Genomic DNA, 16,561 nt, shown 5'->3' with positions numbered 1-16,561 from the left:
GTGCGGGTGCCGTTACGGCGCCGCGGCGTCGATCGCCTTCACGATCCGCTTGTCGGAGACGGGGTACGCCGTGCCCAACGCGTGGGCGAAGTAGCTGACCCGCAGCTCCTCGATCATCCAGCGGATGTCCAGGACCGACGACGGCACCGGCCGGCCCTGCGGCAGCTGCTCCAGGAGCCAGGCGTACTCGTCCTGCATCTCGTGGACCTTCTGCATCCGCGTCGTGTCCCGCTGGACGTTCGTCGGCATCTGCTGCAGCCGCCGGTCGGCCGCCACCAGGTAGCGCATCAGGTCCGGCATGCGCCGCAGCCCCGCCTCGGTCACGAAGCCCGGCTTCACGAGGGCGTCCAGCTGCGCCCGCACGTCCTGGAGGTTCGGCAGCAGCGCGGGGCTGCGCACGGCCTTCAGACGGCGCTCACAGGCCTGCCAGGCGGCCAGGACCTGCTGCACCTGACCCACCGTGCGGACGGTCGTGTCGACGATCTCGGCGCGCACCTTGTCATACAGCTTCCGGTACGACTCCTCGTCCCACGCCGGCCCGCCGAAGTCGCCGATCAGCTTGTCCGCGGCGGCCATGGCGCAGTCGTCGAACAGGGCCTGGATGGAACCGTGCGGATTCGCGGACAGCGCCAGCTTCTGGGCGTTCGTCAGCTTCTGCGAGGCGAACTTCGCCGGGTTCACCGGGATGTTGCGCAGGATCAGCCGCCGCGTGCCCTTCCACATGGCCCGCGCCTGCTCCGCCTCCGTGTCGAAGAGGCGCACGGAGACCGTGTCGCCGTCGTCGACCAGTGCCGGATACGCCTTCACCGGCTGACCGGCCCGGCGGGTCTCGAAGACGCGGGTGAGCGTGCCGATCGTCCAGTCGGTCAGGCCCGAGCGCTCCAGGGACTCGCCGCCCGAGCGCTCGGCCGTCGCCGCGGCCGCCTGGGAGAGGGCCTTGCGGGCCTTCGGACGCAGCCTGAGCTTCAGCGCCTCCAGGTCCTTGTCCTCGGCCAGTTTGCGACGCCGTTCGTCGACGATCCGGAACGTGACCTTCAAGTGGTCGGGGACCTTGGACAGGTCGAAGTCGTCCGCCTCGAAGGGCACGCCGACCATGAGCCTCAGCTCGCGCGTCATGGTCGCGGTGAGGGGCTCCTGGAGAGGGACGCCCCGGTCCAGGAACCGCTTGGCGAAATTCGGCGCCGGGACGTAGTTCCGGCGGATCGGCTTGGGCAGGGACCGGATCAGCTCCGTGACCAGCTCCTCCCGCAGCCCCGGGATCTGCCAGTCGAAGCCCTCGTCCGTGACCTGGTTGAGGACCTGCAGCGGGATGTGGACGGTCACGCCGTCGGCGTCCGCGCCCGGCTCGAACTGGTACGTCACCCGGAACGTCAGGTTCCCCTGCCGCCACGAGTCCGGGTAGTCGGCCTTGCTGACCTCACCCGCCTTCTCGTTGATGAGCATCTCGCGCTCGAAGTCGAGAAAGTCGGGCTGCTCGTGCCGCTTGTGCTTCCACCAGGAGTCGAAGTGGGCACCGGAGACGACGTGTTCGGGGATCCGCTGGTCGTAGAAGTCGAACAGCGTCTCGTCGTCGACCAGGATGTCCCGGCGCCGGGCCCGGTGCTCCAGCTCCTCGACCTCGGTGAGGAGACGGCGGTTGTCCGTGAAGAACTTGTGGTGCGTCCGCCAGTCGCCCTCGACCAGCGCGTTCCGGATGAACAGCTCCCGGCTGATCTCCGGGTCGATCCGCCCGTAGTTGACCTTCCGCTGCGCCACGATCGGCACGCCGTAGAGCGTGACCTTCTCGTACGCCATCACCGCGGCCTGGTCCTTCTCCCAGTGCGGCTCGCTGTAGGTGCGCTTGAGGAGGTGCGCGGCGAGGGGCTCGACCCACTCGGGCTCGATCTTCGCGTTGACGCGGGCCCAGAGGCGGGACGTCTCGACGAGCTCGGCCGACATCACGAAGCGCGGGGGCTTCTTGAAGAGGGCCGAACCGGGGAAGATCGCGAACTTCGCGTTCCGCGCCCCGAGGTACTCGTTCTTCGCCGTGCTCCTCCCGCCCTCTCCTGAGGCGTCCTTCACGTCCTTCATGCCGATGTGCGACAACAGGCCGGCCAGGAGGGAGAGATGGATGCGGTCGTCCGGGGCGTCGTCCTCGTTGAGGTGGATGCCCATCTGCTTCGCGACCGTGCGCAACTGCGTGTAGATGTCCTGCCATTCGCGGATGCGAAGGAAGTTGAGGTACTCCTGCTTGCACATCCGGCGGAACGAGGACGAGCCCCGCTCCTTCTGCTGCTCGCGGAGATAGCGCCAGAGGTTGAGGTAGGCCAGGAAGTCGCTGGTCTCGTCCTTGAAGCGGGCGTGCTGCTGGTCGGCCTGCGCCTGCTTGTCGGCGGGGCGTTCGCGCGGATCCTGGATGGACAGCGCGGCGGCTATGACCATGACCTCGCGCACACAGCCGTTCTTGTCCGCCTCCAGGACCATCCGGGCCAGCCGGGGGTCGACGGGCAGCTGGGCCAGCTTGCGGCCGGTGTCCGTGAGCCGCTTGCGGGGGTCCTTCTGCGCCGGGTCGAGGGCGTTCAGCTCCTGGAGCAGCTGCACGCCGTCGCGGATGTTGCGGTGGTCCGGCGGGTCGATGAAGGGGAACTTCTCGATGTCGCCGAGACCGGCCGCGGTCATCTGCAGGATGACGGAGGCGAGGTTCGTCCGGAGGATCTCCGCGTCCGTGAACTCCGGCCGGGCCTCGAAGTCGTCCTCGCTGTACAGCCGGATGCAGACGCCGTCCGACGTACGGCCGCAGCGGCCCTTGCGCTGGTTGGCGCTGGCCTGCGACACCGGTTCGATGGGCAGCCGCTGGACCTTGGTGCGATGGCTGTAGCGCGAGATCCGCGCGAAGCCCGGGTCGATGACGTACTTGATGCCCGGCACGGTCAGGGAGGTCTCGGCGACGTTCGTGGCCAGAACGATCCTGCGGCCGGTGTGCGGCTGGAAGACGCGGTGCTGCTCGGCATGGGAGAGCCGGGCGTAGAGCGGCAGGATCTCCGTGAAGCGGTAGTTCTTCTTGGTGAGCGCGTCCGCCGTGTCCCTGATCTCCCGCTCGCCGGAGAGGAAGACGAGGATGTCGCCCTTGCCCTCTGCCTGGAGCTCCTCCACGGCATCGGTGATCGCGGTGATCTGGTCGCGGTCGGCGTCGTCGCCGTCCTCTTCCAGCAGCGGCCGGTAGCGGACCTCCACGGGGTACGTACGGCCACTGACCTCGACGATCGGGGCGTCGCCGAAATGCCGCGAGAAGCGCTCGGGGTCGATCGTGGCCGAGGTGATGACGACCTTGAGGTCCGGGCGCTTCGGCAGCAGCTGGGCGAGATAGCCCAGCAGGAAGTCGATGTTGAGGGACCGCTCGTGGGCCTCGTCGATGATGATCGTGTCGTAGGCGCGCAGCTCGCGGTCGGTCTGGATCTCGGCGAGCAGGATGCCGTCCGTCATGAGCTTGACGAAGGTCGCGTCCTGGTTCACCTGGTCGGTGAACCGGACCTTCCAGCCGACGGCCTCGCCGAGCGGTGTGTCCAGCTCCTCGGCGACGCGCTCGGCGACCGTGCGGGCGGCGATCCTGCGGGGCTGGGTGTGCCCGATCATGCCGCGTACGCCGCGCCCCAGCTCCAGACAGATCTTCGGGATCTGCGTCGTCTTGCCGGAGCCGGTCTCGCCGGCGACGATCACGACCTGGTGGTCGCGGATGGCGTCGGCGATCTCGTCCTTCTTCTGGCTGACCGGCAGCTGCTCGGGGTAGGTGACCTCGGGCACGAGGGCGCGCCGGCCGGCCATCCGTTCCTCGGCCTTGCCGACCTCCGCCTCGATCTCGGCGAGCACGGCAGCCCGCGCCTCCGGGTTACGGATCTTGCGCGCACCTTCGAGCCTGCGCCCGAGCCGGTGCGCGTCGCGCAGGGACAGCTCGGTCAGGCGGGGGGCGAGGGCGCCGAGGGCGGGGGCAGGGTGCGTAGACATACGCGGTCCAGGATCTCATCCCGCCGAATTTGATGGCTAACGCTTTTGTCTCGGGAGGGTGGGGCGGGGCCGCGGAAGAACGAAGCCGCCGCTCACGGGAGGTGAGGGGCGGCTTCGTGACGGGCACCGGATCCGGCCGGCTGACTGGCCGGAATTGGCGCCAGCCCGGTCAGCCCCTTGGCGCAGTCGTGCCCGTCCGGGCCTCGCCAGATCTGAAGGATGACGGTGTCCCCGTGGCCCGAGGCCGTCCGCTCCTTCGAGTACGTGCACTTCCCGGTGCCGCTCACTCGACCCGAGGGGTTCACGCGTCCGGACGGGAAGGACACGAAAGAGCCCCTCTCCGTGTGGGAGAGGGGCTCTGGCCCTGGTGAGGGCGGTTGTGGCTGGGGCCGGGGTCGAACCGGCGACCTATCGCTTTTCAGGCGATCGCTCGTACCAACTGAGCTACCCAGCCACGAGGTTTCACGTGAAACCTCAGCGGTCCTGACGGGATTTGAACCCGCGGCCTCCACCTTGACAGGGTGGCGAGCACTCCAAACTGCTCCACAGGACCAAGCTTCGTACGACAGTGTCGCACAGGGTGGTGCGTGCCCCCAACGGGATTCGAACCCGTGCTACCGCCTTGAAAGGGCGGCGTCCTAGGCCGCTAGACGATGAGGGCTATCGGCCCGCCTGTGCGCTTCGCAGCGCGTCGGGGACGTGAGAAGCATATGGGATGGCGGGAGCTATCGCCAAAACGGTTCAGGGGGAGGGCGAGGAAGTGCCCTCGGACGGGGTGCTGGGGGACTGGCTCGCGCCGGGCTGGTTCTCCTTCGGGAGGTGACGGCTGACCTCGGCCGTGGTGAGGCCCAGGCCGCCCAGCTCGATCTCGTCCCAGGCCTGGAGGTGGCGGGTGCCGCGGTCGAAGTAGAGGATCGACGCCTCGATGGGGTCGGGGTGCTTGCCCTCGATGGCGCGCAGCCCGCTGCCGCCGGTGGAGCCCTCGATGCGGAGCCGGGTGCCGTACGGCAGGTCCTCCATCTCGTCGTGGTGGAGATGGCCGGCCAGGACGAGGGGGACCTCGCCGTCGACCTCGCGGGCGGCGGAGGGCTCGTGGGCGACGGCGACGTCCACCGGGGTGCCGGCGGTGCTCTGGTCGCGCAGGGCCGTGGCCAGGCGGGCGCCGGCCAGTTCCTGGGACTGCTCGGCGCCGACCCGCTGCGAGCGGTCGGGGGTGAACTGGGGGTCGCCGATACCCGCGAAGCGCAGGCCCTTGATCGTCTGCGCCCTTCCGTCGTCCAGGACGTGGACGTTCTTCAGGTCCTCCATGTAGCGCTGGGTGATCATCGAGTCGTGATTGCCGCGGACCCAGACGTAGGGGGCCCCGAGGTCCTCGATGGGGTCCAGGAAGCCGTTCTCGGCGGCCGTGCCGTGGTCCATCGTGTCGCCGGAGTCGACGATGACGTCGACCTCGTACTGCTCCACGAGAGAGGCGATGATCTTCCAGCTCGCCGGGTTGAGATGGATGTCGGAGACGTGCAGCACCCGGATCGTGGAGGGGTCGGGCGCGTAGGCGGGCAGCGTCGAGGTGGCGTCGTAGAGCTTGGTCACATTGGTGACCAGGCGGGCCAACTCCTTCTGGTAGACGTCGAATTCCGAGACGATGTTGCGCGCGTTGCCGACCAGGGAGGGGGCCGAGGTGAGCAGGCCGGAGAACTTGGGTTCCAGGACGGAGTCGGGGCGCCAGGTGGCGTACGCGGTGCCGCCCGAGGCCGCGAGCAGGGTGAGGGCGAGGCCGCCGGCGGCCAGGGCGCGGCGCGGGCGGCGGTAGACGGCGAGGCCGAGCGCGGTGGCGCCGGCGACGACGGCGACACCGGAGCGCACGGCCAGGTCGAGGGTGCCGCGGCCGACGTCCTCGGCGACCTCGTCCTGGAGCCCCGAGAGGCGTTCGGGGTGGTCCACGAGGGCCTGGGAGCGGTCGGGATCGAGCTGGTCGACGTTGACGTCCAGGCGGACGGGTGCGATGTGGCTGTCCAGCTGGAGGGCCCCCAGCGGCGAGATGTTGATTTTGGTGCCGCCGGTGAAGGAGGGCCGCAGGGTCATGGTGGTGTTCATGGGGCCGACCGGGACGCGGACGTCGCCCACGACCAGCAGCCCCAGCCAGGCGCCGAGGACGACCACGGCCACGAGTCCCACCGCACGGGTCCACGGGTGCGGCTGCGCCACGAGCTCGATCGTGGCGGGTGCCTGGCGGGAGCGATATCGGCGGGCCAGGGCGCGCGGGGCCTTGCGGATCGGGTTCAGGACACTCAGGACTGCGGCGGGGACGCGGGCCATTGATCCCGTATGCCCAAGTCCGGGGCCGGATATGCGGCGCCGTACGGCTCTCGTACGGCGGGGTCGTGGCCGACAATGGGCCTGTGCTGGAGATGACGCGTGAGGAGTTCGAGGAGCTGGTCGCCGAGGCGCTCGACCGGATTCCGCCGGAGTTGACGCGACTGATGGACAACGTCGCGGTGTTCGTGGAGGACGAGCCGCCGTCGGACGATCCCGAGCTGCTCGGGCTGTACGAGGGGACTCCGCTGACCGACCGGGGTGAGTGGTACGCCGGTGTGCTGCCCGACCGGATCACCGTCTACCGGAATCCGACGCTGCGGATGTGCGAGTCGCGGGAGGATGTCGTCGCGGAGACGGAGATCACCGTCGTGCACGAGATCGCCCACCACTTCGGCATCGACGACGCGCGCCTTCACGCCCTGGGTTACGGCTGACCGGGTTGTGAATGCGGGGCGCGTGTCCTCTTGTGGGCGGCGGGAGTTGGAGGTGTTGACTCCATCACCCTTTCCGGAGGTGGCCCCGTGCGCCCCTTGTACGTACCCGTCCGACTGGCCGCCACGGTCGTGGCGGTCGCCGCTGCCGCCGGCTGCATGAGTGTCGGCGACGACACGGGTGGGAGCGTCAAGCCGTCGCACTCCGCCGGGAAACGGGGCGGCGAGGCGCCCGACGGCGGGCCCGCGGTGTCGGGCGGCGGCGCCGGGTTCGGTGCGGCCGGGGCGGGTGGCGAGCGGGGGCGCGGCAAGGGCAAGAAGGGCAAGAAGGGCAAGGGCGGCCGGGCGGGGGAGTCGGTTTCCCCCGAGGCGTCGCCGAGCGCTGACGCGAGCCCGACCGTGCCGGGGCGGGACAAGCCGGGGAAGCCGGCGCGTCCCACGCCGAAGCCGCCCGCTCCGCCGACGCCCACCCGCACGGCCGAACCGGAGCCCACGCCGACGCCGCAGGAGCCGACGACGTCACCGGAGCCGACGCCGGAGCCGTCGTCGTCGGCGCACGAGCCGCCCGGGCCTCAGCTCGCGCAACGGGAGCCGGCGCCGGAGGCGGGGTCACCGGCGTAGGGCCGTGGAGACCGGCGTAGGGCCGTGGAGACCGGCGTAGGGCCGTGGAGATGTGTCGGCGGGGCGGCGGTCGTGAGGATGCGTCGGCGGGGCGGCGGGTCGTGGAGATGTGTCGGCGGGGCGGCGGTCGTGAGGATGCGTCGGCGGGGCGGCGGGTCGTGGAGATGTGTCGGCGGGGCGGGAGAATCTTCTCCGAGGGTGGGAACAATCCCGGCCGGAGGGTGGTTGGAGCCCCCGGGACGCTGTCCGGTCGTCGGACGGTGGCCCGCTGTCGCCTGGACAGTCCGGTTTGCCTTGAGGGGCTCGGAGTGCGTATGGTGGCAGATCGTTTGATCCCATCTTGCCCGGCGCCACTGCAGAGCGCGCCGTGTGGCGCGTACTCTCCCTTGCCGTGGTGGACCGCATTGAGGCGGTCGTATTGCGAATCGCGAATCACGGAGTTGACGGGCGCGTGCCGACTGAGACTCCGGAAGGTTTCGCATTCGCATGTCCATTGCCAGTACTGATCACGTCGTCGTGCCCGAGAACGAGGCGGCCGAGGACGCCCCCGAGGTCACGTTCGCGGACCTCGGTCTCCCCGAAGGCGTTGTGCGCAAGCTCGCGCAGAACGGCGTGACCACCCCCTTCCCGATCCAGGCCGCGACCATCCCGGACGCCCTGGCCGGCAAGGACATCCTCGGCCGTGGCCGCACCGGCTCCGGCAAGACCCTGTCGTTCGGTCTGCCGACCCTGGCGCGTCTCGCCGGCGGCCGCACCGAGAAGCACAAGCCCCGCGCGGTCATCCTCACCCCGACCCGCGAGCTCGCGATGCAGGTCGCGGACGCCCTCCAGCCGTACGGCGACGTCGTCGGCCTGAAGATGAAGGTCGTCTGCGGCGGTACGTCGATGGGCAACCAGATCTACGCCCTGGAGCGCGGCGTCGACATCCTCGTCGCCACCCCGGGCCGGCTGCGCGACATCATCAACCGTGGCGCCTGCTCCCTGGAGAACGTCGAGGTCGCCGTCCTCGACGAGGCCGACCAGATGTCCGACCTGGGCTTCCTGCCCGAGGTCACCGAGCTGCTCGACCAGGTCCCGGCCGGCGGCCAGCGCATGCTGTTCTCGGCCACGATGGAGAACGAGATCTCCACGCTGGTCAAGCGCTACCTGAGCAACCCGGTCACGCACGAGGTCGACAGCGCCCAGGGCAACGTCACGACCATGTCGCACCACATCCTCATCGTGAAGCCCAAGGACAAGGCGCCGGTCACCGCCGCGATCGCCTCCCGCAAGGGCCGCACGATCATCTTCGTCCGCACCCAGCTGGGCGCCGACCGCATCGCCGAGCAGCTGTGCGACTCGGGTGTGAAGGCCGACGCGCTGCACGGCGGTATGACGCAGGGCGCGCGCACCCGCGTGCTGGAGGACTTCAAGAAGGGCTACGTCAACGCGCTCGTCGCGACCGACGTCGCCGCCCGCGGCATCCACGTCGACGGCATCGACCTGGTGCTGAACGTGGACCCGGCCGGGGACCACAAGGACTACCTGCACCGGTCCGGCCGTACCGCGCGTGCGGGCCGCTCCGGCACCGTCGTCTCGCTGTCCCTGCCGCACCAGCGGCGTCAGATCTTCCGGCTGATGGAGGACGCGGGCGTCGACGCCTCGCGCCACATCATCCAGGGCGCCGGCGCCTTCGACCCGGAGGTCGCCGAGATCACCGGTGCCCGGTCGATGACCGAGGTCCAGGCCGAGTCCGTGGGCAACGCCGCGCAGCAGGCCGAGCGTGAGGTCGCCTCGCTCACCAAGGAGCTGGAGCGGGCGCAGCGTCGTGCCAACGAGCTGCGCGAGGAGGCCGACCGCCTGGTCGCCCGGATCGCCCGCGAGCAGGGTGAGGACCCCGAGGCCGCGGTGGCCGAGGCCCAGGCCGCGGTGGCGGCCGCGGCGGCCGAGGTGTCCGTGCCCGAGCAGCCGGCGGCGCAGGACGTCGACCGTGACGACCGTGGCGGGCGTTCGTACGAGCGTCGTGACGACAACCGTGGTGGCGGTTTCCGTCGCGATGACCGTCGTGACGACCGTGGCGGCCGTTCCTTCGAGCGTCGTGATGACCGTGGTGGCCGTGGTTTCGAGCGTCGTGACGACAACCGTGGTGGCGGTTTCCGTCGCGATGACCGTCGTGACGACCGTGGCGGCCGTTCCTTCGAGCGTCGTGATGACCGTGGTGGCCGTGGTTTCGAGCGTCGTGACGACAACCGTGGTGGCGGCTTCCGTCGTGACGACCGTGGCGGCCGCTCTTTCGAGCGTCGTGATGACCGTGGTGGCCGTGGTTTCGAGCGTCGTGACGACAACCGTGGTGGCGGCTTCCGCCGCGACGACCGTCCGGGCCGTTCCTTCGAGCGTCGTGACGAGCGCGGTGGGCACCGTGGCAGCGACCGCCCCTTCAACCGCGACCGTCAGGGCGACCGCCCCGGCTTCCGCTCCTCCGGTCACGACCGCCCCTCCGGCCGTCGTGACGACCACCGCGGCGGCGGTTCGTTCCAGCGTCGCGACGACAAGCCGCGCTGGAAGCGCAACGGCTGACATCAGCGCATGAGAGCGCCGTGGCTCCGCCCCAACGGGCGGGCCACGGCGCTCCGTCGTTGCGGCGGGCGCAACGGGGCCCGCCCGGACCCGCCCGAACCGGTCGGTCCGTGGCCCTCATCGGCCCTGTTCGTCCCTTTGGCAGGGCCGGGACACCGATACCCCGATCGGAGACTCGGCATCGTCCGGCTATGCTCGTGGGGGCAACATCGCCTGGGCCCTTAGCTCAATTGGCAGAGCAGTGGACTTTTAATCCATTGGTTGTGGGTTCGAGTCCCACAGGGCCTACAAGGAAGCCCCGGTTCGGATCGTCTCCGGACCGGGGCTCTTGTCGTTGTGTGTGTGGGGGGGGGGCGGGTCAGCCGGTGGCCAGCATCCCCGACCGCAGACGGGCCACCGTGCGGGAGATGAGCCGGGAGACGTGCATCTGCGAGATGCCGAGCCGGGCGCCGATCTCCGCCTGGGTCAGTTCCTCCACGAAGCGCAGGTGCAGGATGAGGCGCTGGCGTTCGTCGAGTTCGGCGACCAGCGGGGCCAGGGCGTGGAAGTCCTCGACGAGTTCGAGGGCCGGGTCCTCCTCGCCGATGAACTGCGACAGCGTCGTCTCGCTCTCGTCCGGGTCGCCGGTGACCGTCGCGTCGAGCGAGGAGGACAGGTAGCCGTTGGCGGCGATCTGGGCCTCGACGACCTCTTCCTCCGACAGGTTCATCAGCGCCGCCAGTTCGGCCACCTTCGGCGCACGGCCGAGGCGGGAGGCCAGTTCCTCGGTGGCCTTGGCGAGTTCCGTACGGGCTTCCTGAAGGCGGCGCGGCACGTGCACGGCCCAGGACGTGTCACGGAAGAACCGCTTGATCTCGCCGATGATGTACGGCACCGCGAAGCTGGTGAACTGCACCTCGCGGGAGACCTCGAACCGGTCGATGGCCTTGATCAGCCCGATGACGCCGACCTGGACGATGTCCTCCATCGACTGGCCGCTGGTGCGGAACCGGCGGGCCGCGAAGCGCACCAGCGACATGTTCATCTCGATGAGCGTGTTGCGGGCGTACTGGTATTCGGGCGTGCCCTCCTCGAGCACGGCGAGCCGGTCGAGGAACTGTCCGGTCAGCCCGCGCGCGTCCTGCGGGGCGAGCTTCTGGGGCTCGGCGATCTGCGGCAGTTCCTCACCGGTGCAGGTGGCGGAATCCGTCGTCGTGCCGATGCGCATGGTCGCAGTCACGGGCCCTCCCTCTTGTTCCGGCCCGCTCCGATCCCCCGACAGGCCACCTCCAGCGCCGTTACCCGCGCTCGCCCCGGTCATGCCCCGCATATGCCCCGGCGAGATGTAGACCACAGTCGGCGCAGGTCGAGGCGGTGTCGGGGTACCCGGACCGGTACTGCGACGGTACGAGCAGGGAGGGCGGGCGGTGGAGTGCGGGAGAGAAGGCCGAGGGGCTGGCGGAACGGACAGTTGCCGTTTGACAACTATAGGTGGAGGGCAACAGCCTAGGCATGCCGAACGTGCTCGGGGAAGAGACCGGAAGGAACGACTCCGTGCGGGGCGGCGCGTAATTCAGGCAGTCCGGGTACCGGACGAGCGGGAGTCTTCGGAGTCGTCGTGTATCTGGGCCGCCGCCGCGTCGCAGAACGCCTCCAGCCCCTGCAGCAGCGCGACCCGCTTCGCCGCGGGCATCTGGTCGAGCACCGCGCCCAGCGCCTGCTCCCGGCGCATCCGCAGGTCGGCCAGGAAGGCGCGGCCCCGGCCGCTGAGGTGCAGGCGGACCTCGCGCCGGTCGGACGGACGCACCTCGCGCTCGACGAACCCGGCCGCCTGCAGCCGATCGCACAGCCGGCTGGTCGAGGGCGGTGTGGAGGCCAGGGAGTCGGCGAGCGTGCGCAGGTTGATGTCCTCGTGGTGTTCGAGGATGAGCAGCACCCGCAGCTGGGACGCGGAGGCCGGCGCCGTCGAGGCCCGGCCCCAGAGGACTTCCAGCAACTCCGCGGCCGTGGAGGTCACACGGGCGACCTCTGCTGGCTCTGGGCGGGGTCGGAGGGAAGTCACAGTCACACTCTCGCAGGCGCCGGGATGGCCGTCAGCGTACTAGGCGTGAGCTGAGCCGCCCGGGACCCCATTCCCGGCCCGTGGACAAGAACCCGTTTCGAGGACGCGTCGGCGTCCCACCGAGGATGGTGAACAGACCACCGTGACCACGATCACGAGCAGATTCGTGGCCGCCGAGCGCGCCCTGCGCACGGCGGCCCCCCACCAACTGCTGGACGCGGCCCGTCGTGTACTGACCGATCAGTACGCGGCGGACTCCGTCGAGCTCTTCATGGCCGACTACGGGCTGACGGTGCTTCAGCCCGTGGCCGTGCTGCCGCACACCCTCCAGCCGGTGTCCGTGCACAACAGCCCGGCGGGCCGGGCCTTCGGCGCGCAGCAACCGTACGTGGAGGACCTCTCGGGCGACCTCGTGCGGGCGCACCTGCCCGTCACCGTGCGCGGCGACCGGCTCGGCGTGCTGACCGTGACCCTGCCCGGCGGCGAGCACGCCGAGGACTGCCTGGGCGAGCTGGCCGAGATCGCCGAGGTGCTCGGGCACGAGGTCTTCGTGGCCGAGCGGGACACCGACCTGTACCTCCAGGCCCGCCGCCGGGACCGGCTCACGCTCGCCGCCGAGATGCAGTGGCAGCTGCTGCCGGGCCGCTCCTGCGCCCGCCCCGAGTACGAGCTGGGCGCGCAGCTGGAACCTGCGTACGCGATCTTCGGCGACAACTTCGACTGGTCCTCCTCGGCCGACCGGCTCAGCCTCTACGTCACCAACGGCATGGGCGAGGGCATCGAGGCCTCCCTGCTGACGAACCTGGCGATCAACGCCCTGCGCAACGCGCGCCGGGCCGGGCTGTCCATCGACGACCAGGCGGCCCTGGCCGACCAGGCGGTGTACGCCCACTACCGGGGCCGCTGCTACCTCTCGGTTCTGATGCTCGACTTCGACCTGGCCACCGGGCGGGTGCGGGCGGTGGACGCCGGGTCGCCGCAGATGCTGCGGCTGCGCCGGGGCGGGGTGGAGCGGGTGCTCTTCGACGCCCAGCTGCCGCTCGGCATGTTCGAGGAGACCGACTACGTGGTCCAGGAGTTCGACGTGGAGCCGGGCGACCGGCTGGTCTTCGTCAGCGACGGGGTCTACGACGTCGCCTCCCCGGTCGGCGAGGCCTATGGGGACGCCGCTCTGGCCAGGGCGATCCAGTCGACCCGGCTGCTGCCGGCCGCCGAGGTGCCCCGGGCCATCCTGCGCGAACTGACGGGGCACCGCGGCCGGTCGACCCCGGACGACGACGCGCTCGTGGTGTGTCTGGACTGGCGTGGCCGGTGAGGGACGGGGAAGGCGCAGGTCTGGGACGTCCGTGGGCAGTTGTTTGATGGTGCCGTACACCGGCACTAATGTTTGTCATACGGCAAGTAATGGCTGAGGCGTCGTCGCGCGACCTCGGTCCGGCCCGTGCAAGGGAGCGATGCAAGTGTCGGTGTCGGAAGAGAACGCGGAACAGGAGCCGGCCGCATACCAGGTGAGCGCCTTCCTGGAGCGGCGTCGGGAGCAGATCGCCCAACGGTGGGCGGACGCCGCGCTGTTCCGCACGGTCTTCACCGTGTCCCGGGACGAGGCGGTGGAGGCGGGCAGGGCCGTGACGGCGGCGCTGGCGGCGGTGGCGGCCTCCGGGCGAATCGACGACATCCGGGCGTCCGGGTTCGCGTCCGTGCGCGACCAACTGGGTCGGATGGCGGCCTCCCGCGCCCGTACGGGCATCGACCCGGACGGCGTCGCCACCGAGGTGGCCGCGCTGCGCGAGCCGGTGATCGAGCTGCTGCGCGCCGAGTTCCCCGAGCCCTACGCCCCCGAGGCCCAGGAGGCCGTGGTGGCGCTGACCGTGCTCATGGGCACGCTGCGCCTGGTCGTGATGGAGACGACCCTCAGCGCGGGCGAGGAGCTGATCGCCCGGCAGCGCGAGCAGCTGCACGAGGTGGCGACCCCGGTGATCAAGCTGTGGGACAGCACCGTCGCCGTGCCGCTGATCGGGACCCTGGACAGCGCGCGCAGCCAGGTGGTCATGGAGAGCCTGCTGGACGCGATCGTCGCCGAGCGCGCCCGGTACGCGATCCTCGACATCACCGGCGTGCCCACGGTCGACTCGCTGGTGGCCCAGCACCTGATGAAGACCGTGGCGGCGGCGCGGCTGATGGGCGCCGAGTGCATCGTGTCGGGCATCCGGCCCGCGATCGCGCAGACCATCGTCCACCTGGGCATCGACCTCGGCACGGTGCTCACCCGCTCGAGCCTGGCCGACGCGCTCGCCTACGCGCTGAGCGAGCAGGGGGTCGAGATCGCACCGCTGCGAGCGGCCGGCGCGGCGGCGGACGCGGGCACGCGGTGACCGCCTTCGCGGGACACGGGCCCGCGGGCGGGTACGGCTTCACCGTGCCGGTCCTCCAGCTGGGCGATGTGCTGCTGGTCACCCTCCAGGGGGAGTTGCACGACGGGATGGCGGAGCAGCTCCAGCAGGACATCACGACCCGGATCTCGGACAGCCGGGTGAGCGGGGTCGTGATCGACATCTCCGGCGTGGAGATCGTCGACTCCTTCCTCGGCAGGGTCATCGCCGAGATCGCCGCCGGGGCCAAGCTGCTGGCGGCCCGTACGGTACTGGCCGGGATGCGCCCGGCGGTGGCGATCACCCTGGTCGAGCTGGGGCTCACCCTGCCCGGCCTGCGGACCGCCCTGGACGTCGAGCGTGCCATGGAGCTGCTGGGCGTGACCACGCGCCGGGGTGAGGGGAGTCCATGATGCAGACTTCCCGCCATGCCGGTCCGGCCAGCCTGCCGATCGGCTCGGACGCCGATCTGGCGTGGGTGCGGCAGCAGGTCCGGCAGGCAGCCGCCGAGCTCGGCTTCGGGCTGGTGCAGCAGACCAAACTCGTGACCGCGGCGAGCGAGCTGGCCCGCAACACCCTCGTCCACGGCGGGGGCGGCCATGTGCGGATCACTCCGCTGGACGCCGGGTCGTCCCACGGACTGCGGTTGGACTTCGTCGACACCGGGCCCGGCATCCGGGACCTGGAACAGGCGCTGACCGACGGCTACACCAGCGGCGGCGGGCTCGGGCTGGGCCTGAGCGGCGCCAAGCGGCTGGTGCAGGAGTTCGAGGTGGACAGCCGGCCCGGTGAGGGGACCACCGTCACCGTCACCGCCTGGGCCACCGTCGTACCACCTTCGCGGACGGTGCCGTGATGAGCAGGGTCTGGGATGTTCCGGTGGACGACTCGACCCGGGTGCGGGACGTGCGGGTGGCGGCCGAGGAGGCCAGTGCCTGCGCCGGCCTGCCCTCGAGCCGCACCGCCACCGCCGCGCTCGTGGCGACGGAGCTGGCCACCAATCTGCTGCGGCACGCGGACGGCGGGCGCGTCCTGATCAACCTCGTCGAGCGGGGGCACGACGACGGCCGCCGGGCGGCCGTGCAGCTCGTCTCGATCGACCACGGCCCCGGCATCCCGGACGTCGCCGCGGCGATGCGCGACGGCTACACCACGACCGTCGCCGCCTCGCTCGGCGCCGGGCTCGGCACGTGCCGGCGCATAGCGAACGACTTCGATCTGCACAGCGCACCCGGCCGGGGCACCGTCGTGATGGCCCGGATCGGCCATGAGCCCGCCGTCCGCAACCAGGGGCCGCCCCCGCCGGGCCCGCGCGCCGGGGGCGTCAACGTCCCCCTCGGCCGGGCCGAGCACTCCGGGGACGCCTGGGGCCGGGTGCGCGGCGGCGACCGTCTGACCCTGCTGCTCGCCGACGGGCTGGGTCACGGTGCGAAGGCCGGCGAGGCCTCCGGCCTCGCGGTGAAGGAACTGCGCGGCCTGGCCGAGCTGCCGCCCGCCGAGATCCTGCGGAGTCTGGGCCGGGCTCTGCGGCCCACCCGGGGCGCGGCCGTCGCCGTGGCCCAGCTGGATACGAACGCCGGGCGGTTGAGCTTCGCCGGGATCGGCAACGTCGGCGCCCGGCTACGGACCGACGGCACCTGGAAGGCGCTGCTGTCCCACCCCGGCATCGTGGGCGCGCAGGCCCCGGCCTCCGTGCCCGTGCAGCGCCTTCCCTGGCATGCGGACAGCCTGCTGGTCCTGCACAGCGACGGCCTGCCCAGCCGCTGGACACCGCCCGACGACGGCGTGCTGCCGGGCTGCGACCCGGCGGTGGCGGCCGCGGTCGTGCTCCGGGACGCGGGCAGCGCGGCCCGGCCGGTACGGGACGACACCTGCGTGGCGGTCCTGACCGCCGGCGGCGTGAGCCGCCACGGCTCGGGGACGTGAGGGGCCGGAGAGGATCCGGGCGTAGAGGGGCCGGGCGTAGAGGGGCCGGGCGAAGAGGGGCCGGGCGTAGAGGGGCCGGGCGTAGAGGGGCCGGGCGGAGAGGATCCGGGCGAAGAGGGGCCGGGCGTAGAGGGGCCGGGCGAAGAGGGCCCGGGCGTAGAGGATCCGGGCGGAGATCGGCCGGGCGTAGAGGGCCCGGCGGAGATCGGCCGGGCGTAGAGGGCCCGGGCGTAGAGGGGCCGGGCGAAGAGGGCCCGGGCGTAGAGGATCCGGGCGGAGATCGGCCGGGCGTAGAGGGCCCGGCGGAGATCGGCCGGGCG

At 71.1% G+C, this 16,561-nt stretch carries 12 protein-coding genes and 4 tRNA genes; 9 read left to right on the top strand and 7 right to left on the bottom strand.

Going from position 1 to position 16,561, the window contains the following annotated elements:
• Positions 1–12: 12 nt before the first annotated feature.
• The 5 genes from hrpA to HDC93_RS06250 form a co-directional block, all read right to left on the bottom strand.
• The gene (hrpA, locus tag HDC93_RS06270) at positions 13–3,981 is read right to left on the bottom strand and encodes an ATP-dependent RNA helicase HrpA (RefSeq protein WP_185008027.1); all 3,969 of its coding nucleotides are present in this window, start codon (positions 3,979–3,981) and stop codon (positions 13–15) included.
• A gap of 380 nt (positions 3,982–4,361) precedes the next feature.
• Positions 4,362–4,435: transfer RNA gene (locus HDC93_RS06265), tRNA-Phe, on the bottom strand.
• A 24-nt stretch (positions 4,436–4,459) separates the two neighbouring features.
• Positions 4,460–4,534, bottom strand: a tRNA-Asp gene (locus tag HDC93_RS06260).
• 35 nt (positions 4,535–4,569) lie between these two features.
• A tRNA-Glu gene (locus tag HDC93_RS06255) sits at positions 4,570–4,642 on the bottom strand.
• 80 nt (positions 4,643–4,722) lie between these two features.
• Positions 4,723–6,297 carry a metallophosphoesterase gene (locus HDC93_RS06250; RefSeq protein ID WP_185008025.1) on the bottom strand — a complete coding sequence of 525 codons (1,575 nt, stop codon included), beginning with the start codon at positions 6,295–6,297 and terminating at the stop codon, positions 4,723–4,725.
• 83 nt (positions 6,298–6,380) lie between these two features.
• On the opposite strand from HDC93_RS06250, the gene HDC93_RS06245 reads away from it, so the two are divergent.
• The 4 genes from HDC93_RS06245 to HDC93_RS06230 all read left to right on the top strand — a co-directional run bounded on the left by HDC93_RS06245 (position 6,381) and on the right by HDC93_RS06230 (position 10,193).
• Positions 6,381–6,731: a metallopeptidase family protein gene (locus HDC93_RS06245; protein WP_031108284.1), complete on the top strand. Its 351-nt coding sequence runs from the start codon at positions 6,381–6,383 to the stop codon at positions 6,729–6,731.
• Positions 6,732–6,818: 87 nt separating this feature from the next.
• On the top strand, positions 6,819–7,349 hold the full coding sequence (locus HDC93_RS06240; RefSeq protein ID WP_185008023.1) for a hypothetical protein: 531 nt from the start codon (positions 6,819–6,821) through the stop codon (positions 7,347–7,349).
• A gap of 486 nt (positions 7,350–7,835) precedes the next feature.
• On the top strand, positions 7,836–9,905 hold the full coding sequence (locus tag HDC93_RS06235) for a DEAD/DEAH box helicase (protein ID WP_185008020.1): 2,070 nt from the start codon (positions 7,836–7,838) through the stop codon (positions 9,903–9,905).
• Positions 9,906–10,120: 215 nt separating this feature from the next.
• Positions 10,121–10,193, top strand: a tRNA-Lys gene (locus tag HDC93_RS06230).
• Positions 10,194–10,263: 70 nt separating this feature from the next.
• On the opposite strand, the gene HDC93_RS06225 is transcribed toward HDC93_RS06230, so the two are convergent.
• Both HDC93_RS06225 and HDC93_RS06220 read right to left on the bottom strand, forming a co-directional pair.
• Complete coding sequence (locus HDC93_RS06225; RefSeq protein WP_185008018.1) at positions 10,264–11,124, bottom strand: RNA polymerase sigma factor SigF; 861 nt, start codon at positions 11,122–11,124, stop codon at positions 10,264–10,266.
• A gap of 333 nt (positions 11,125–11,457) precedes the next feature.
• Complete coding sequence (locus tag HDC93_RS06220) at positions 11,458–11,952, bottom strand: MarR family transcriptional regulator (protein ID WP_185008016.1); 495 nt, start codon at positions 11,950–11,952, stop codon at positions 11,458–11,460.
• A 136-nt stretch (positions 11,953–12,088) separates the two neighbouring features.
• Between HDC93_RS06220 and HDC93_RS06215 the strand changes: the two genes are divergently transcribed.
• The 5 genes from HDC93_RS06215 (at position 12,089) to HDC93_RS06195 (ending at position 16,241) form a co-directional block, all read left to right on the top strand.
• Positions 12,089–13,261 carry a PP2C family protein-serine/threonine phosphatase gene (locus HDC93_RS06215; RefSeq protein ID WP_311774495.1) on the top strand — a complete coding sequence of 391 codons (1,173 nt, stop codon included), beginning with the start codon at positions 12,089–12,091 and terminating at the stop codon, positions 13,259–13,261.
• A gap of 145 nt (positions 13,262–13,406) precedes the next feature.
• On the top strand, positions 13,407–14,318 hold the full coding sequence (locus HDC93_RS06210; protein WP_398984005.1) for an STAS domain-containing protein: 912 nt from the start codon (positions 13,407–13,409) through the stop codon (positions 14,316–14,318).
• Positions 14,315–14,728, top strand: a complete 414-nt coding sequence (locus HDC93_RS06205) for an STAS domain-containing protein (RefSeq protein WP_185008012.1) — start codon at positions 14,315–14,317, stop codon at positions 14,726–14,728. The genes HDC93_RS06210 and HDC93_RS06205 overlap by 4 nt, the downstream gene beginning before the upstream one ends.
• On the top strand, positions 14,728–15,171 hold the full coding sequence (locus HDC93_RS06200) for an anti-sigma regulatory factor (protein ID WP_185008843.1): 444 nt from the start codon (positions 14,728–14,730) through the stop codon (positions 15,169–15,171). Before HDC93_RS06205 ends, HDC93_RS06200 begins: the two co-directional genes overlap by 1 nt.
• The gene (locus HDC93_RS06195; protein WP_185008009.1) at positions 15,171–16,241 is read left to right on the top strand and encodes an ATP-binding SpoIIE family protein phosphatase; all 1,071 of its coding nucleotides are present in this window, start codon (positions 15,171–15,173) and stop codon (positions 16,239–16,241) included. The genes HDC93_RS06200 and HDC93_RS06195 overlap by 1 nt, the downstream gene beginning before the upstream one ends.
• Positions 16,242–16,561 lie beyond the last annotated feature (320 nt).

The organism is Streptomyces sp. AK010 (assembly GCF_014207295.1).
GTDB lineage: Bacteria > Actinomycetota > Actinomycetes > Streptomycetales > Streptomycetaceae > Streptomyces > Streptomyces massasporeus.
Note: the sequence above shows the minus strand (reverse complement) of the source record. Positions and strands in the feature narration are given on the sequence as shown.

Bases quoted from the DNA above. Each gene is read 5' to 3' on its own strand.
- hrpA (WP_185008027.1), bottom strand. From the start codon at position 3,981: ATGTCTACGCACCCTGCCCCCGCCCTCGGCGCCCTCGCCCCCCGCCTG.
- HDC93_RS06250 (WP_185008025.1), bottom strand. From the start codon at position 6,297: ATGGCCCGCGTCCCCGCCGCAGTCCTGAGTGTCCTGAACCCGATCCGC.
- HDC93_RS06235 (WP_185008020.1), top strand. From the start codon at position 7,836: ATGTCCATTGCCAGTACTGATCACGTCGTCGTGCCCGAGAACGAGGCG.
- HDC93_RS06200 (WP_185008843.1), top strand. From the start codon at position 14,728: ATGCAGACTTCCCGCCATGCCGGTCCGGCCAGCCTGCCGATCGGCTCG.
- HDC93_RS06195 (WP_185008009.1), top strand. From the start codon at position 15,171: ATGAGCAGGGTCTGGGATGTTCCGGTGGACGACTCGACCCGGGTGCGG.